The organism is Shouchella tritolerans, from assembly GCF_025770735.1.
Taxonomy (GTDB): Bacteria; Bacillota; Bacilli; order Bacillales; family Bacillaceae_D; genus Shouchella; species Shouchella tritolerans.
On the sequence record NZ_JAODPB010000002.1, the window covers coordinates 435,429 to 451,280 of the forward strand.

Genomic DNA, 15,852 nt, shown 5'->3' on the forward strand with positions numbered 1-15,852 from the left:
TCAGCAAATCAGCTATAGTAAAAAGGAAATGTAAAGTAGCGATGGAGTGATGACGTGTATTCAAGAGTGGTCGAAGAGTTTTTGGAACTTGTACAAATCGATTCCGAAACAAAACATGAAGGAAAAATTTCAGGTGTTTTAAAAGAAAAATTTACATCACTAGGCTTAGACGTAGTCGAAGATGATGCAAAAGAAAGAACGGGCCATGGGGCAGGGAATTTAATTTGTACGTTGCCTGAAACAGGCAGCGGATTTGATCCACTTTATTTCATTGCCCATATGGATACAGTTGGCCCAGGTAAAGGGATTCAACCAATTGTAGAAAATGGCTATATTCAAACGGACGGGACAACCATTTTAGGAGCAGACGATAAAGCGGGAATTGCGGCCATGCTAGAAGCGGCTCGTGTCCTCCAAGCATCCAAAGAACCACATGGCCAAATTCAGTTTGTCATTACTGTAGGCGAAGAGGCTGGCTTAGTTGGTGCGAAAGCGTTGGCCAAAGACGCGATTTCCGCTGCTTATGGCTATGCTCTTGATAGCGACGGAGAAGTTGGGGGCATGATTACGGCGGCGCCTTCGCAAGCAAAAATCTTTGCAAAAGTATATGGCAAAACGGCTCATGCTGGCGTTGAACCTGAAAAAGGAATATCGGCTATTGCAGTCGCCTCCAAAGCCGTTTCAAAAATGCCGTTAGGAAGGATTGACGCAGACACGACAGCCAATATAGGCCGATTTGAAGGCGGCACGCAAACCAATATTGTTTGCGACTTTGTCACCATCACGGCGGAAGCCCGTTCCCTTGTAGAAGAGAAGCTAAAAAAGCAAGTGGAAGCGATGAAACAAGCCTTTGAACAAGCAGCACTAGAAATGAGCACAACCTGCGATGTGCAAGTGACGTATAGTTATCCTGGCTATCAGGAATCAGAAGACACAAAAGTGGTTCAGACCGCTCTACGTGCGATAAAAGCATGTGGATTAACGCCTATGACTACTTCAAGTGGGGGAGGGAGCGATGCCAACATCATTTCCGGATACGGAATCCCGACCATTAACTTATCAGTAGGTTATGAAGGCATTCATACAACAAGCGAACGAATTTCGATCGAAGCACTTGAAAATACAGCAAAGCTTGTGGTAGAAATTGCCCGCTCAGCCAGGGAATAAAATAAGAAAGAACGGAAGTAGAGAACGGACTTGATCTCTACTTCTATTTTTTTCAGAGTGAAGACTCTTCCAAATCTCGAAGGTGTAATTGCTGGAAGCCGAGGGTTTGTTTAGCATGATCACACTACGAAAATTGGTTTTATAAAGCATAAGTTACCTACTTATGAGCTTACCAGTTTATTTATTGGATCCATATCTCCCAATTCACTAAGCCTTTGAACGATAAGGTTTTCTATATTCTCACTTAAAAATAATTGTTCAGATGAAAATGGGGACAGTTGTAAGCTTTCGCCAATCATGACTGAATAAAATGCATGTTGAAACATTGCAATATCATTTGCATCATTACCGAATGCAATGTATTCCCCTTCTTTTACTCCCAGTTGTTGTAATCCACTCCATTTATCGATTCCTTTGGGGCTTATATCTAACACTCCCTCACTTTCGTGAGAGTGAACAACAACATTCATTTTTCTAAGCTGTTCTTCGACTTCTTTCATATTATTTGAAGTTAACATCAAAATTTTTACGATTGACTGGAGTTCATCCAACCTAACATTTTTAGCACGTCTTTGTGGATCTAGGTTATTTAAAATTGGATGTGTAAGAGGGCCTGTGTAGGCATAGTCCCAATCACTATCTATCAAATAGGAAACTTTATAAGTTCTTAGTAATTGAATAATATTTACGAGCGTTTCTTCATCAAAGTTGACTGTTGATATGATTTTCCCTTTTACTGCTACCATTGATCCATTGCCACCAATCATTGGGTATTGATGAAAACGGTCATGTAAGACGGGAAGTAAATCGCGTACTGGTCTAGCTGATGCAAAAATGACTTCATGCCCTTTTTTTACTAATTTTTCTAATGCTATTAATAACTTTTCAGAAACAGGCTGGCCTTTAAAGCAAATTGTTCCATCTAAATCAAATACGAACTTCATTCTATGTCACTCCTACGAATTATTGTTCTTATCATATCAGTTTATATTATAATAAAAAGGACATATGTCCTAAAAGGAGTTTTACTATGAAATATATTCAAGACTTAAAGCTGCTTCATTCAAAATTACGAGAATATCATGTTGAAGAAATGTTTGACCGAGAAAAGCAACTTCCATTTACATTGCAGCAATATGAACAAGATGAAATGATTTTACTCGAAGGAATGGATCTGAAAACACTGTTGTTTTTAGTGGAAGGGAAAGTGAAAATAACATCAAGTGTTGAAACTGGAAAATCCCTTTTACTACGGTTTGTCCAACCTTTTTCCATTATTGGTGATATTGAACTGATTCGAAAAGTTCCCGTTCAATCACAAGTTAAAGCAGTTAATGAATGCTTATTAATTGGACTGCATGTTGATTATATAAAACAACATGAAATGAATAATCCGAAGTTTTTGCATACACTTTTAGAACATGTAAGCTATAAGCTTCAAACCTGCACAACAGCTTCCCGTGTCAATTTATTAGCCTCTGTTGAAAACAAATTTGCAAGTTACCTTATATCCACGATCTCACCTGCACCTGAAAACGTCTTTGGAATAGAGCTAAAGACTTCCAATATAAAAGAGATTGCAGATTTACTTGGTACGACATATCGACATCTAAATCGAGTTATTCATTCGTTATCCCAAAGAAAAATTATTGAAAGGGATAAAAACTCTATTCGTATATTAAATTGGGTTAAATTAGAAGAAGTGTCTAATGGAATCCGATATAAGTAAAAAAGATAATCCTGTTCTCGTCGGTTATCCATAAAATTCAAATAATTTCTGTATAGTGAAGGCTAGAACATTTGTAAATTCACCAATACAGTCTATGATACGACGATATTCAGATAAAATAACCGTTATTCATTTTTTAATCTAGTTCGAAAGAAAAGTGGAAAACTTACATAGAACAAACTGTCACCGCTCACACTAAAGGCTAAGAAGGTTAGAAAGGGTAGAGGCTTGTGAGGAAAAAAGGGATATTGGCTATTTTGGTGTTTATCATTTGTATAAGTGCAGGTTTAAGGTGTGTACAGGCGATTGATTCTGGAAATGAGGAGACGAGTGTACGCCAAGCAGTGCCGCTGCCGGTTTTGCAAAATCAATTTCCAGGAGTGGTGTTTGTCAAAGGGGATCCAGCAAGCAACCAGATAGCGTTAACGTTTGATGATGGACCTGATCCTCGGTTCACTGAACAAGTATTGACGAAGCTGGAGCAACATCATGTACCTGCTACGTTCTTCGTTTTAGGACAACGGGTTGAAGCGAATCCTGAATTGTTGGTGAGATTAAGTCAAGCAGGCCATGAAGTAGGAAACCATACGTTTTCGCATCCGAATTTATCTGAAGGAAGCCTTGAGCGGCTCGAATCAGAAGTGACGAAAACCGATGCGATTATAGAAGCCACGATTGGCTACCGTCCTCGTTTGTTTCGTCCACCTTATGGTTTTTTGACGGCAGAACAAGTCGAACGTCTTCAAGCGTTGAATGACATTGTGATTGGTTGGGATGTCGACACACTAGATTGGCAAGGGATTCCAGCTCAAGAAGTAACGGATACAGTCCTGCAAGAAGTAGAAGCAGGCAGCATTATTCTCATGCATGATGGAGGGGATGTGGATACGCCGAACCCTGAAATCTACTCAGCAGATGCGCTGGATGACATTATCCCTGAATTACAATCCCGAGGCTATACATTTGTAACGGTGTCAGAGTTGCTTGGAGTCTCAAGGGAAAAATAACGAATAAGACGAGAGAAGACTAGTAAGGTTAGAAGGTGAGCTGGAGAACTGGAGAACGTCTTTTTGTGGCGGCCACTTGAATGACAAAGGAATGGCCAATTGTAATGCTTCCGGTCTTTTGTTTGGCAGCACCAACAGGGGGACTGGGTTATAGGTTGAAAGTGATCTATTGTTTTTTACAGAAAAAAGGCTGATACCCTTACGGATCAGCCCTTCTTGTACGTGTCGATTTAACTAAATTCCATCGTTTCTAGAATTGTTTCTTCTGTTATGCCACTCATTAAAGAAAGGGTGCGCAAATCAGGAGAGGCATTGTGCTGGCTCCAGTAAGCAAACAAACATTCAATAATACGCTGACTATTTTGCTGGTACACAGTCCGTTGTGTCTGTAATAATGGGTTTACCATTTTTGCGCCACCTCCGATATAAGTAGAGGGTATACATGTAATCTACTATATTATCATGATAACTTATTTTTAAACAAGTTTCAAACCGATTTCAGGCAGTTTCCATCCGGTGTCCATCGTGCTAAACTTAAAGAAAGGTGGCGATCAACATGCTAGATATTGAGAGACTTCGTGAGCAGCAAAGACCTTTATCAATAAGTAAAATCCGGGCCCGGCAATCGCGCGCTTCCTTCCAAGGCGTGTTTGAAGAGATTGCCGGGCATAAAAGCGAGAAGACGGTTTATGCCATGCTTGAAACGCTAGAAAAAGATGGCGAGCGCTTGGCAAAGCATCGGACTGCGGCAGAACTGCACGCATTTAAGCGAAGCGTTCGGCAGTGTGTAAGCCATTTGCTCGAATCATTAAAAGTGGAAACGGCTTCAAGTGCGGCGAGTGGACAAGTGAGGCAATACAAATTGGTGAAAGAAATCGATAAAGGGCTTGTCGAACTGACGAGCACGGTCTTTGACCAAAGCAAAAGCGAACTGGATTTGCTAAATAAAATTGGAGAACTGCAGGGGCTAATTATCCAGTTGTATTTATGAGGTGAGCAAAAATGGATACATTTGTATTTACGTACAAAACTCGTATCAATGCCACGATGAAACAAGTTTGGTCCTTTTTTTCAGATGCGACGAACATTGAAAAAGTGCACAAGCGACCGAAAGTAAGGGTTTGTAAAAAAGGGGAGAAGGATCTAGAATCAGTGATTCTGTTAGCCGCTTTCCAAATCAAATGGAAATCAGTGATCACTGATGAGCGCAAAGGCCATTATTTTATCGATGAAGCGAATAATCCTCCGTTCCCTTTTTCGTATTGGCGCCATAAGCATTCGTTTGAAAGGGACGGAGACGCTATTTTAATGGTTGATGAAGTTTCTTTCCGCGCTAAACTGCCGGCAAGTATAATCGCTAAAGGTTTAACCGTTATGTTTAAGGCTCGTGAAAAACAAATACACGCATATTTTCAAATGAACAAAGCGATAACAGAAACCGAAGTCGAATCACAACAATAGCATTCGACTTCGGTTTTTGTCACTTGATAAAATTACCTCCATTAATGTTGGTGGAGGTATTTGCTGATTAGAGCGAGTGTTGAGCGCCTTGTCAAAATGCCAGAAAAAGCTTGTTCTTCATCAACGACACATAAAAACGAATGGTTAATCAATAAAGAAAGCGCTTTTGAAAATGGGGCATCAGGGCGGATGCACGGCACATCTTTTGCCATCACATTGTTCACTGTTAATGTAGACAACCTCTCGAGTTCAAAATCTTCATCGCCAAGCATCGCATCTAGGATGAGCGATTTGCTGATTAAACCACGGAGGCGGTAGGAGGCATCGAGAACTGGAATGGCTGTATAACCTGATTTTATTAACACAAGTAGTGCATGCTGCAAGGGGTTGTTCATTTGTACATGGGCCACTTTATCGGCAGAAATGATCAGTGGCGCAATATCTTTATCCGAAAGAGGAAGGTCTTTTAATGTATGTAACAATGGAATCACTTCTTTTAATAGATTTGTTCGACTGCTGTCGCTCCCCTTTAATGGTAAACGCTGTAGCACAACCAGTCAAGGCAGGAACAGCAATCGTTATAAGAGTGAAGAATTTGGCCAAAACTATGGTAAAAAAGGGGTTTGGCCATGCATTCAAAACAAACAGTTAAATACATTTGCGAGCAATTTTCTTCAGGACATGAGTATTACTTTAAGCAAGAATATATAACTCATGACAAATGGAGCAATTTAGACTCAGTCGCTTGGTCTGCTCCAAGGCCGATTCGGAAGGAAACGTTTCTTAAACGAAAAAAGCAAGGGTATTTGTGTGAATATGTGCAAAAGCAGACGGCTGTTATCTTGCCGTTTCATAAGAAAGCCAACGCTTTTAAATAACAGCGTTGGCTCATCCTAAAGACTCACTCCATTCCATTTTTTAAAACCGTTAACGACCAGTCTGAGCGGGGATGCGTTCATTTTGCTTAAGCGAAGCTTGTACGTTCATTTCCCCATAGCCATAATAGACGTTATAACTCCCGTCTCCAAGTTGGTCGCATGCGCCAAGAATGATGTCGCCAATTTGATCGTTGTTTAAGTCTGGATTCGCTGAACGCAATAAGGCAGCAAGTCCAGCGACATGTGGAGAAGCCATCGATGTTCCTGACAATACGGCATATTGGTTGTCTTTGTATGTGCTCGGAATATTTTCTCCAGGTGCAGCGAGATCGACATGGTCTCCAAAATTAGAGAAGAACGAACGGTTGCGGTCTTGGTCTACTGCTGCGACGGTAATCACTTCTGGGTATACAGCAGGGTACATTGGTTCTTCTGAGTTGTCGTTACCTGAGGCGCTAACAATGACAACATCATGTTCATCTGCATATTGGATTGCTTCATATAATAGATCGGAGTGGTAATAATCGCCGAGGCTCATATTAATGACGTCCGCTCCATGGTCGACCGCCCAATAAATCCCCCTTGCGACAGAATAAGAAGAACCTTCGCCATTTTCATCGAGCACTTTTATAGGCATGATTTTGCTTTGCCAAGATACGCCAGCAATGCCGTCAATATTGTTCGTAACAGCTGCGGCAATGCCAGCAACGTGGCTGCCGTGCCCGTTTGTGTCTTTATAATCAGAACTGTCGTCAATGGCGTTGTACCCTTCTGTGAGCTTCCCTTTTAAATCTGGATGATTAGGATCAACACCAGTGTCGATGATTGCAATCGTCGTATCCGTGCCATTGGCGAAATTCCAACCTTCGTCTGCATGGATTTGTTTAAGGTTCCATTGGTATGGCTTGAAATATTCGTCGTTTGGCTCCACCTTTTTTTCTACTGTGCGGACTTGATTCGAAAAGGCATAGTTCGGCTCGGCGAACAATACGGTTTCGTCTTGCTGCAAATCTTCGATCAGTGGTTGAAGCGCCTTGTTTTCGTCTTTCACAATATAATAAGGGTGGTTGTCGGCTAGCAGTTCGTATCCCTTTTCCTTCGCCCATTCGCTTCCATTTATTTGTGGCGGTAGTTTCACGACCGCTTGGTTTTCATGAAACGTCTGTATGGTTACATTGTCATCAGATTTGACGTAAATATTCCATCCTAGTCCAGGAACTGCCTGGGCTTCCAGTTCGTCGGGAAGCTCATCAATGGATGAAAATTGGACATTGGGATCGCTACCATTAACAAAAAACGTTCCAGAACTGTCAGCGATTGCTGCTGTTTTAGCCAAATAAGATCGGATAAAGCTGAGGTCGATTTCCCCAATGATACGCTGGCCATCCTCTTTGTCCTTACCCATAAGCATAAAGGTGTTGCCGTTTTTATTATAAGGATTGGAATAATGCATGCCATTATCTTGATGGATCAACAAGCTTGTATCGATAGTGGAGAGCGTACCGGCGGCTAAAAGCGGCGAGCCTCCTTCATCTAAAACGGAAAAGCCAGAAATATAAGGGTGTTCATTTAGTTCTTGTTGAAATTCATCCGTAAGGCTCTCCCCCTGGGTATTGCCCCATTTTTCTAATTGGCCGGATAGAGAGGAGATGAAAAGTGTGGTCGTTTTTGCTAAGTCTTCTGCCATTAACCGGTCTTTGGAAGTAGAGTGGACTCGACTTTTAGGCTGTGGTGCATCATAAATAGCTGTATGTGGCTGGCTTTGTTCAACTTGGCCTGTGAAAACCATGCCAGCAATAGCAAGGGCAGCCAATGCGATTCCCCATATTGCAGGTTTTTTCATTTGTTACCATTCCTTTTTCGTAAAGTGCGTTCTGTTTGTGGAGCTGTCCAAACAGTTGGGAAAACAAGCTTGTAAGGTGCAGTTTGCAACTTGGACTGTCATGAATGGGACTCCTTTGTTTTTTTTAGTTTCTATTGGCAACGTCCTGTTCATGCGTGGAATGTATAGGAAATAAAAAAACCAGCACATTGGAGCTGGGCTGGTCATTTACGGATATTAAAGGCGGCGTTCAGTTGGCCTCTTAGCATGCGCTCACGGACTTCCTGTTTGCGCAATGCTTTTTGTTCCATTTTGCGGATTTCGAATGTTTGCATACCATCTTCCATCTTATTAGCAATGTCAACTAATCGCTCGACATCAAGAAAAGAATATTTTCGTGTGCCACCTTTCGATCGTTCAGGAAACAGCAATTTCCGTTCCTCGTAATAGCGGATTTTTCGTTCTGAAAGACCGGTAAGTTCACTTACAACGCCGATTGTAATTACTTTCTTATCTTTATAAGACACTCCACTCCACCTCGCTGTAACGGATAATAGCCATGTTGTTTGTAACAATATATCACACAAAAACGATTAATGTGCATTTCAATGTAAGAAAATCTGACAAAATACGTTTGGGGAATTCTGAATAATAGCGCCTGTCAAATTTCCTTGCTTCCGATAAACAAAATAGGTAGACTAAAAATGGATTGAAGAGAAGGAGGAAAACAATGCGTCGATATCGTTGGCTATTCGGAGTCGCGGCAAGCATTCTTATTATTGCATTAGGGTTTATTATTCAAGTCGAATACGGACCCTCGGATAGTGAGCGCGTGATCGTTGATTACAGTAAAAATGCCTACTCGTCACCTGCTTGCTTTGACCAAGCAGGATTTACAAACAATATAGGCGAGTCTACATACGGAGAAGTTGCAAATGACTCCACCTACGTCCCTGAGTCATCCTGTACAGCTGTCGAATTTGCTACAAAGCGAGGGCCTCTCTGGTTCGCTTGGTTTATGTAGGTTTTTGCTGGCGTGAAAACGGGTACTCGATGGACAAAGGAGGCGTTTTGTCTATGGGGAAACAAAAGAAAGAAACGAGTAAAAATTGGAAAGAGCAGCGAAACCGTGATCAAGTAGAACAACCCTTTGATGAATTGCCGCTTGAAGATATTGAAAAAGAGGAAGAGGAGCGTAGGGAGAAAGAACGGACGAAAGACGATTCTGAATCAGAGGATGCGTACAAGCCATAAAGAGAGCTAAACAACGGAAAATGTGACCGTTATCGTTTATGGAGCCATAATAGAAAAAATGGCTCCTTTTTTATATGCTAAGTTGTAGGGATATTTTGAATATGGTATTATGAATAATTAACGAACGTTTTTCAACGTTTGAGGATGTCGATAAAGTCGATAAAATCACTCAGACTGATAGAAAGCGCTTGTCAGACGAGGAGTGCAAGCGAGGAAGATGCGAATAGAACAGGGGTTCATGAGCAATGGTTTTCTTGCGCATGAAACGACCAGTTTCAAAGCATATGACCGAGACAAACGACGAAGTATGCGAGCGTTTGTCTACAGTCTGAAACGTTTTTTTAGTTTAGAAAGAGAGTGGGGCTGGAGAGAACGTGAAAGTAGCAAAATTTGGCGGTTCATCCGTCGCAAATGCAGAGCAAATTAAAAAAGTGGCTGCCATCATCAAAGCGGATAAAAAACGGAAAATCGTGGTCGTCTCAGCACCAGGAAAACGTTACTCTGATGATGCAAAAATGACGGACTTGCTGATTACCTTGGCCGAAGCAAGAGTGGCAGATCAGCCAGTAGAAGCAGCATTCCATGCTGTGATGAGCAGGTATGAATCGATAGCGAACGATTTAGGGCTTAATCGCGATGTGATCGCTGAAATTGAAGCTGATTTGAAAAATCGCCTTGAGGAAACAGAGGCGGAAAAAGGGCGCTTTCTTGATATAATGAAAGCGAGCGGGGAAGACAACAATGCAAAACTCATTGCCGCTTATCTAAGCAAAATCGGTCTAAAAGCTACGTACATAAATCCGAAAGATGCTGGACTTCTTGTTAGTGATGAACCAGGGAATGCCCAAGTGCTACCAGAAGCATACGAGGCGCTTGCCAAGTTGGCTGACATGGAAGGGATCGTTGTGTTTCCCGGTTTTTTCGGATTCTCAAAATTAGGAAATCTTGTTACTTTCCCAAGAGGCGGCTCCGACATTACAGGGGCTATATTGGCGGCTGCTGTTCAAGCCGAGCTTTATGAAAATTTTACTGATGTTGACTCTGTTTATGCTGCAAACCCATTTATCGTTGAGGACCCAGTTGAAATCAAACGAATGACTTATCGGGAAATGCGCGAACTTTCTTACGCGGGCTTTTCCGTCTTCCATGATGAGGCCTTGATTCCGGCGTTCCGCAACGGCATCCCTGTATGCGTCAAAAACACAAACAATCCTAAATGCAGCGGCACGTTGATTTTAGCGGAACGTGAACGGTCGCTTAACCCTGTTATTGGCATTGCTTCCGATGAAGGGTTTGCCACCATTTATGTACGAAAATATTTAATGAACCGCGAAGTCGGATTTGGTCGCCATCTATTGCAAATATTGGAAGATGCAGGAATTTCCTATGAGCATATTCCTTCAGGAATTGATGATACATCTGTTATTATCCGCCAAACGCAACTTTCTGATCAGTTGGAAAGCGCCATTATTGAGCGAATTAAAGATGAACTGAATGTAGATGATGTCCATATTGAGCATGATTTTGCGATGGTCATGCTTGTTGGAGAAGGAATGCATAATACGGTAGGCGTAACAGCTAGAGCTTCATCTGCTTTAGCCAAAGCGGGGGTTAACATCGAAATGATTAACCAAGGCTCATCTGAAGTCAGTCTTGTGTTCGGAATTCATTCAAAAGATACAAAACAAGCAGTCCGCGTGCTCTACGAGGAGTTTTTCGGACAAAAGCAATAGGCTATTATACGGAAAGAAGACCAGTTGGAGCCAACTGGTCTTCTGTTGTGTAATTTTTACGATGAACGTTCTTTTTTAAGCATCTCTTTCAACTCATCTAATTGGCGTTGGATCGTTTCAAGTTCTCGGGAATTTGCGTTTTTAGTTTCCTCCTCGTTGGCTTTTTCCACATTATTGACGATGACGCCGATAAATAAATTGAAAATGATAAACGTACCCACCAGCACAAACGAAACAAAATAAATCCAAGCCCATTCATTAAATTCCATTAGGGGTCTCATCACACCGCTCGCCCATGACTCAAGTGTGACAACTTGGAACAACGTTAATAACGTGAGCTGCAAATTACCGAAGTACTCAGGCGATACTTCGCTAAATAGCATTGTGCCGATGACAGCAAAAATGTAGAAAAAAATCCCCATTAAAATCAAAATATTAGCAAGGGAGGGAATGGTCATAATGAGGGCGTCGACGAGGCGCCGCAAAGAAGGTACAACTTTTACAGCACGGAGTACCCGTAAGACGCGCAAAATACGGAGCACCGTCACAAAATGTCCACCAACAAACACATGGCCGGTTAGTACAATGATAACATCAAACCAATTCCAGCCTTTTCGGAAAAAAGATCGCCCTTCTGCCGCAAAGCGCATCGCTATTTCAATCGTAAACAGCCAAAGCAAAGTTTGGTCTATAAAATGAAAAAAATGGCGGTTTGTTTCATAAATGCTAGGGTACGTTTCTAATCCAACTAATACTGCGTTGAATAAAATAAGCATGATAATCGTTGACTGGAACGTCCTATGGTTGACAACTATAGCAAATTTGTCTCTCAGCAATTTGTGGTTCTCCCCTTAAATAATTGGTACAGCAATTAGAGCGCGTTTTGAGAACGGCGCTCTTCTTATCCTACCAGCAAACGCTTGAAAAAGGGAAGCGGGAATTCCTTTAATGGTGTTTATGAATAATATCGCGTTCAAAAGAGGCACCGATTGCAGCGGAGCGTTTGACAGCTTGATGAATCGCCTGTTGAAACAATTCTTGGGTTGAAGAACGATCTAAATGGGCAATCGCCGCTTCAGTCGTCCCATTTGGGCTCATGATTTCTTTGTAAAGGTCTTTAGGCGATTTGCTGCTATCAGAAAGCTGTTTTGCGGCGCCGCCAATCGTTTGGTTAATCAATGCCCTTGCCTCAGTTGGAGAAAGCCCTTCCGCAATGGCGGCATTCAGCATGGCCTCGGCTACGTAATAAATATAAGCAGGGCCGCTCCCAGCTACGCCAGTCGCTGCATCCATTTGCTTTTCATCAACAACCGTCACTTTGCCAATTGACGAAAATAGCGTCTGGGCGAAAGCGAGTTGCCCCTCTGTCGCGTAAGTGCCGATCGATAGTGTTGTGGCCGAGGCAAGTACACGGGCCGACGTATTTGGCATCGCTCGGATTACCGCTGTTTTGGCAGGCAGCCAGCTTTCCAGCGTTTCAAGCTTTAGACCTGCAGCAACGGAAATGACAAGCTGTTTCTGTGGATCGAGGAGCGAAACAAGCGAAGCGGCCACTTCTTGGACGTGGTGCGGTTTGATTGCCAGCACGATAGCGTCTTTGCCTTTAACCGCCTCTTCGAAGGATTGCGCCGTGCAAACGTCATAGGCAGCGTGGAGCTGCTCAAGACGTTTGCGGTTGCTCGCGTTTAATACGGTGATGTAGGGCGCTTTGCCGCCGTTATTTTTGGCTATACCGCCTATAAGCGCTTCAGCCATTGAACCGGCGCCTAAAATGGCGAAGGTTGTCTGATATGTCATGAAATAAGCCTCCTATTCTTTCACTTGTCCTTCCCCATAAATGCCATATTTGCTTGTCGTTAAAGCTTTTAAGCCCATGGGTCCTCTCGCATGGAGTTTTTGGGTACTAATGCCAATTTCAGCTCCGAATCCAAATTCAAATCCATCTGTAAAACGAGTTGAGGCATTGTGGTATACACAAGCTGCATCGACATTGGCGAAAAAGGCGTCTCGTTCTTCCAAGGATTCCGTAATAATCGCTTCAGAATGTTTTGTCCCATATTGATTAATATGAGCAATCGCTTCATTAGTTTCAGCAACAACACGGATTGCTAAGCGCAAATCCAAATATTCAGTGGACCAGTCCTCCTCGCTCGCTTGTGCGATGCGTGGATCAAGGGCGCAAGCCGCTTCATTGCCAACAAGTGAGACCCCTTTTGCAGACAAGCGTTCAACTAGCGTTGGCAAATGGGCTTTCGCAAACGATTGTTCAACAAGAAGTGTCTCGCATGCATTGCATACAGAAGGGCGTTGTGTTTTGGCGTTGACGACAATGTTAAATGCCATATCAGGGTCGGCAGAGCTAGCGACATACACATGGCAGTTGCCAACACCAGTCTCAATAACGGGAATGGTCGCTTCCTGTAACACAGTTTGAATTAAATTGGCCCCCCCACGAGGGATAAGGACGTCAATCGTTGATTTTAACTGCATCATGTTGGCTGCTTCCTCTTTCGACGTATCTTCAAGCAATTGAATGACATCAGGATGAATAGGCGAGTTTTTAAATGCTTTCTTTAATGTGTTGACAATCGCTTTGTTGGAGTGGATAGCGCTCGCGCTTCCACGTAAGACGACAGCATTGCCGGTTTTGATTGCTAATGTGCAAGCGTCGACGGTCACATTTGGCCTTGCTTCATAAATCATGCCGACTACACCGAACGGTACGACCATTTCCTTGATAACAAGACCATTCGGCCGTTTGATCTGCTCTTTTACTGCGCCAATCGGGTCAGGCAATTTTATCAAGTGGTCAATGGCTGTGGCCATCGCTTCAATTCGCGCTTTTGTTAACAACAATCGGTCAATTAAGTGGTCGCTGAGCCCGTTTTTCTTGGAATTGGCGATATCCAATTGATTGGCTTCGAGCAATACGTCTGTGTCATCCTTGAGTTGTTGGGCCATCGCTTTAAGCAAGTCGTTTTTTTCTACTGTGGTTGCTTGTGAAAGGGATGGAGCATTAGCTTTTGCTTTTTGTGAAATCCATTTTGCAGTTGTCATTAATAAGTACACTCCTTTTTTGTCGCCACCCAAAAGTCACGGTGAATGACGGCTTTTTTTGAACGTTTTGTTAGAGACAAGGCTTCCTCGCTACTGAGCCCTTTAATAAGCTCTAGCTCATTTTTGCTAAAGTTGGTTTTTCCTTTGCCGATGGGACGGTTGTTGAAAAACACTTCAATGATGTCACCGGCTGAAAAATCGCCTTTAGCTGAGAGAACGCCTGCAGGCAGCAAGCTTTTGCCCCTTTTTAACAACGCTGTGGAGGCGCCGCTGTCAATTTCAATGCTTCCAGCCGGTTCGCTATGGAAGACAATCCATTGTTTTGTCGTCGACATCGTCTTGTTCGTAAAGGGACCGAGATAAGTACCATCTCCTTTACCAAGTAAAACATCCGTAAACGTTTCCCGTCCTTTTCCATTACCGATAAATACATTTGTGCCAAGCTCAATCGACGTTTTCGCAGCAAGTAGCTTCGACTTCATGCCTCCTGTTCCAACAGCAGAAGTATCAGCGCTGACACGATCAAGTAATGCTTCAGGTACGTTTGCTAAGTAATGGTACTTTTTGGCGTTAGGCGAGCCGTTTGGGTTTTGGTCATACACACCGTTGACATCGGTATACAAGCAGAGCATATCTGCGTGAATGATGCCGCTAACGAGGGCGGACAAGCGGTCATTGTCGCCAAACGTCAATTCATCGACTGAGGTCGAGTCATTTTCGTTAATAACCGGAATAGCACCTCGTTTCAAGAGCTCACGCAATGTTTGTGAAATGTTTGAAAAACGTGCTGGATCAGCAAAGTCGGCTCGTGTTAACAGCAGCTGCGCTGCTGTGTAGCCATGCGAGCGGAATGCATCCATATACGCTTGCATGAGCAAGCTTTGGCCAACGGCTGCCGCCGCTTGTTTTTGCGAGATCGATTTCGGCCTCTGGTGATAGCCAATGAGCGTAAAACCAGCGGCGACTGCACCTGATGTCACGACAATCACATTTATGCCTTGGTGGCGCAGTTCGCATATGGCTTCAACATGGCCTCTTAACCGGTCCGTGCTTAAGGCGCCGCTGCTATCTGTTAAACTGCTGCTGCCAATTTTAATGACAATTGTTCCTGTAGCCATTGGCCGACCTCCTATTAGAGTCATTTTTTCTGCTGGTGCTTGCAAATTCATGGGTTTAGAAAAGGTTTTTTACAAATAAAAAAAGCTTTTCCTGTCCTTAAAAGGACGGAAAAAGCTCCGCGGTACCACCTTCATTGGCAATAATCATGCCCACTTTCCCATTCTTTAACGCAGAATGCTACGCTGGTTTTTGCCAGCAGCATCGTGGGGTAGGTTTCAAACGCAGAAGGGATGGTCGGTTTTTTCAGCCGGTGAAACCAACTCTCTTTACATATTCTGCCTTTTACTGGTCCCAGTCATCACTGCACCGTACATATCGAATTGAAGTGATTATATCGAGCCTTGCGCAGAAAGTCAATTCCTTTTTTCGTCTGCGGCTGCAATAACCATAAAGAGGATGCGAATTAGTGACAGCCAACGGGAAACGGTTATTTTTAGCAGGGCGTTTTCCTTTCTAAAAGGCAAAAAGGCTTGCCTCGCTAGTAAGAAGGCAACCACTTTTTCGTAGCCAAGCGCCTTTTTTACCAATCTTTGTGACGTTCGTCCAAAAGATCACGCCATAAAAGAAGCACTTTTGTGATTTGGGCTGAATACGATAGGTTAGGAGTGAAGGAATAGGTAAGGCA

The 15,852-nt window shown here is 43.0% G+C and carries 18 protein-coding genes; 9 read left to right on the forward strand and 9 right to left on the reverse strand.

The genetic code is table 11. The features are described 5' to 3' along the window. Window positions 1-54: 54 nt before the first annotated feature. The gene (locus N6H06_RS08535; RefSeq protein WP_062747193.1) at window positions 55-1,167 is read left to right on the forward strand and encodes a M20/M25/M40 family metallo-hydrolase; all 1,113 of its coding nucleotides are present in this window, start codon (window positions 55-57) and stop codon (window positions 1,165-1,167) included. Between the two features lie 161 nt (window positions 1,168-1,328). On the opposite strand, the gene N6H06_RS08540 is transcribed toward N6H06_RS08535, so the two are convergent. Beyond that, window positions 1,329-2,111 (reverse strand): HAD-IIB family hydrolase, encoded by a 783-nt coding sequence (locus N6H06_RS08540; RefSeq protein ID WP_062747192.1) that lies wholly within the window; start codon window positions 2,109-2,111, stop codon window positions 1,329-1,331. 86 nt (window positions 2,112-2,197) lie between these two features. Between N6H06_RS08540 and N6H06_RS08545 the strand changes: the two genes are divergently transcribed. Further along, complete coding sequence (locus tag N6H06_RS08545) at window positions 2,198-2,896, forward strand: Crp/Fnr family transcriptional regulator (protein WP_062747190.1); 699 nt, start codon at window positions 2,198-2,200, stop codon at window positions 2,894-2,896. Window positions 2,897-3,126: 230 nt separating this feature from the next. Further along, the gene (locus tag N6H06_RS08550; RefSeq protein WP_062747188.1) at window positions 3,127-3,903 is read left to right on the forward strand and encodes a polysaccharide deacetylase family protein; all 777 of its coding nucleotides are present in this window, start codon (window positions 3,127-3,129) and stop codon (window positions 3,901-3,903) included. Between the two features lie 230 nt (window positions 3,904-4,133). On the opposite strand, the gene N6H06_RS08555 is transcribed toward N6H06_RS08550, so the two are convergent. Next, complete coding sequence (locus N6H06_RS08555; RefSeq protein ID WP_193754475.1) at window positions 4,134-4,310, reverse strand: hypothetical protein; 177 nt, start codon at window positions 4,308-4,310, stop codon at window positions 4,134-4,136. A gap of 149 nt (window positions 4,311-4,459) precedes the next feature. Between N6H06_RS08555 and N6H06_RS08560 the strand changes: the two genes are divergently transcribed. Then, window positions 4,460-4,894, forward strand: a complete 435-nt coding sequence (locus tag N6H06_RS08560) for a YaaR family protein (protein ID WP_062747187.1) — start codon at window positions 4,460-4,462, stop codon at window positions 4,892-4,894. A gap of 11 nt (window positions 4,895-4,905) precedes the next feature. Beyond that, the gene (locus N6H06_RS08565; RefSeq protein ID WP_263706043.1) at window positions 4,906-5,364 is read left to right on the forward strand and encodes an SRPBCC family protein; all 459 of its coding nucleotides are present in this window, start codon (window positions 4,906-4,908) and stop codon (window positions 5,362-5,364) included. Window positions 5,365-5,405: 41 nt separating this feature from the next. On the opposite strand, the gene cbpB is transcribed toward N6H06_RS08565, so the two are convergent. After that, window positions 5,406-5,846 carry a cyclic-di-AMP-binding protein CbpB gene (gene cbpB / locus N6H06_RS08570; protein WP_011246599.1) on the reverse strand — a complete coding sequence of 147 codons (441 nt, stop codon included), beginning with the start codon at window positions 5,844-5,846 and terminating at the stop codon, window positions 5,406-5,408. 147 nt (window positions 5,847-5,993) lie between these two features. Here cbpB and N6H06_RS08575 point away from each other — a divergent pair, with 147 nt between their 5' ends. Next, window positions 5,994-6,242, forward strand: coding sequence for a hypothetical protein (locus N6H06_RS08575; RefSeq protein WP_062747184.1), 249 nt, complete (start codon window positions 5,994-5,996; stop codon window positions 6,240-6,242). Between the two features lie 49 nt (window positions 6,243-6,291). Here the strand turns inward: N6H06_RS08575 and N6H06_RS08580 are convergent, their stop codons facing one another. Continuing rightward, window positions 6,292-8,085 carry a S8 family peptidase gene (locus tag N6H06_RS08580; protein WP_062747182.1) on the reverse strand — a complete coding sequence of 598 codons (1,794 nt, stop codon included), beginning with the start codon at window positions 8,083-8,085 and terminating at the stop codon, window positions 6,292-6,294. Between the two features lie 203 nt (window positions 8,086-8,288). Beyond that, complete coding sequence (locus tag N6H06_RS08585) at window positions 8,289-8,591, reverse strand: MerR family transcriptional regulator (protein WP_011246603.1); 303 nt, start codon at window positions 8,589-8,591, stop codon at window positions 8,289-8,291. Window positions 8,592-8,794: 203 nt separating this feature from the next. On the opposite strand from N6H06_RS08585, the gene N6H06_RS08590 reads away from it, so the two are divergent. From N6H06_RS08590 to N6H06_RS08600, 3 genes are all read left to right on the forward strand, one after another. Continuing rightward, window positions 8,795-9,088: a hypothetical protein gene (locus N6H06_RS08590; protein ID WP_062747180.1), complete on the forward strand. Its 294-nt coding sequence runs from the start codon at window positions 8,795-8,797 to the stop codon at window positions 9,086-9,088. 53 nt (window positions 9,089-9,141) lie between these two features. Beyond that, window positions 9,142-9,318: a hypothetical protein gene (locus tag N6H06_RS08595; protein WP_193754474.1), complete on the forward strand. Its 177-nt coding sequence runs from the start codon at window positions 9,142-9,144 to the stop codon at window positions 9,316-9,318. A gap of 374 nt (window positions 9,319-9,692) precedes the next feature. Then, window positions 9,693-11,051, forward strand: coding sequence for an aspartate kinase (locus tag N6H06_RS08600; protein WP_062747179.1), 1,359 nt, complete (start codon window positions 9,693-9,695; stop codon window positions 11,049-11,051). 56 nt (window positions 11,052-11,107) lie between these two features. Here the strand turns inward: N6H06_RS08600 and N6H06_RS08605 are convergent, their stop codons facing one another. The 4 genes from N6H06_RS08605 to proB all read right to left on the reverse strand — a co-directional run bounded on the left by N6H06_RS08605 (window position 11,108) and on the right by proB (window position 15,226). Beyond that, window positions 11,108-11,887 (reverse strand): ion transporter, encoded by a 780-nt coding sequence (locus N6H06_RS08605; RefSeq protein ID WP_062747177.1) that lies wholly within the window; start codon window positions 11,885-11,887, stop codon window positions 11,108-11,110. A 109-nt stretch (window positions 11,888-11,996) separates the two neighbouring features. After that, entirely contained in the window at window positions 11,997-12,848 is an 852-nt protein-coding gene (gene proC, locus N6H06_RS08610) for a pyrroline-5-carboxylate reductase (RefSeq protein ID WP_263706044.1), read from the reverse strand. 12 nt (window positions 12,849-12,860) lie between these two features. Then, on the reverse strand, window positions 12,861-14,108 hold the full coding sequence (locus N6H06_RS08615) for a glutamate-5-semialdehyde dehydrogenase (RefSeq protein WP_263706045.1): 1,248 nt from the start codon (window positions 14,106-14,108) through the stop codon (window positions 12,861-12,863). Further along, the gene (gene proB / locus N6H06_RS08620) at window positions 14,108-15,226 is read right to left on the reverse strand and encodes a glutamate 5-kinase (protein ID WP_062747171.1); all 1,119 of its coding nucleotides are present in this window, start codon (window positions 15,224-15,226) and stop codon (window positions 14,108-14,110) included. Before proB ends, N6H06_RS08615 begins: the two co-directional genes overlap by 1 nt. Window positions 15,227-15,852: the final 626 nt, after the last annotated feature.

Bases quoted from the DNA above. Each gene is read 5' to 3' on its own strand.
- N6H06_RS08540 (WP_062747192.1), bottom strand. From the start codon at position 2,111: ATGAAGTTCGTATTTGATTTAGATGGAACAATTTGCTTTAAAGGCCAG.
- N6H06_RS08545 (WP_062747190.1), top strand. From the start codon at position 2,198: ATGAAATATATTCAAGACTTAAAGCTGCTTCATTCAAAATTACGAGAA.
- N6H06_RS08555 (WP_193754475.1), bottom strand. From the start codon at position 4,310: ATGGTAAACCCATTATTACAGACACAACGGACTGTGTACCAGCAAAAT.
- N6H06_RS08560 (WP_062747187.1), top strand. From the start codon at position 4,460: ATGCTAGATATTGAGAGACTTCGTGAGCAGCAAAGACCTTTATCAATA.
- N6H06_RS08565 (WP_263706043.1), top strand. From the start codon at position 4,906: ATGGATACATTTGTATTTACGTACAAAACTCGTATCAATGCCACGATG.
- N6H06_RS08575 (WP_062747184.1), top strand. From the start codon at position 5,994: ATGCATTCAAAACAAACAGTTAAATACATTTGCGAGCAATTTTCTTCA.
- N6H06_RS08580 (WP_062747182.1), bottom strand. From the start codon at position 8,085: ATGAAAAAACCTGCAATATGGGGAATCGCATTGGCTGCCCTTGCTATT.
- N6H06_RS08590 (WP_062747180.1), top strand. From the start codon at position 8,795: ATGCGTCGATATCGTTGGCTATTCGGAGTCGCGGCAAGCATTCTTATT.
- N6H06_RS08595 (WP_193754474.1), top strand. From the start codon at position 9,142: ATGGGGAAACAAAAGAAAGAAACGAGTAAAAATTGGAAAGAGCAGCGA.
- proC (WP_263706044.1), bottom strand. From the start codon at position 12,848: ATGACATATCAGACAACCTTCGCCATTTTAGGCGCCGGTTCAATGGCT.
- N6H06_RS08615 (WP_263706045.1), bottom strand. From the start codon at position 14,108: ATGACAACTGCAAAATGGATTTCACAAAAAGCAAAAGCTAATGCTCCA.
- proB (WP_062747171.1), bottom strand. From the start codon at position 15,226: ATGGCTACAGGAACAATTGTCATTAAAATTGGCAGCAGCAGTTTAACA.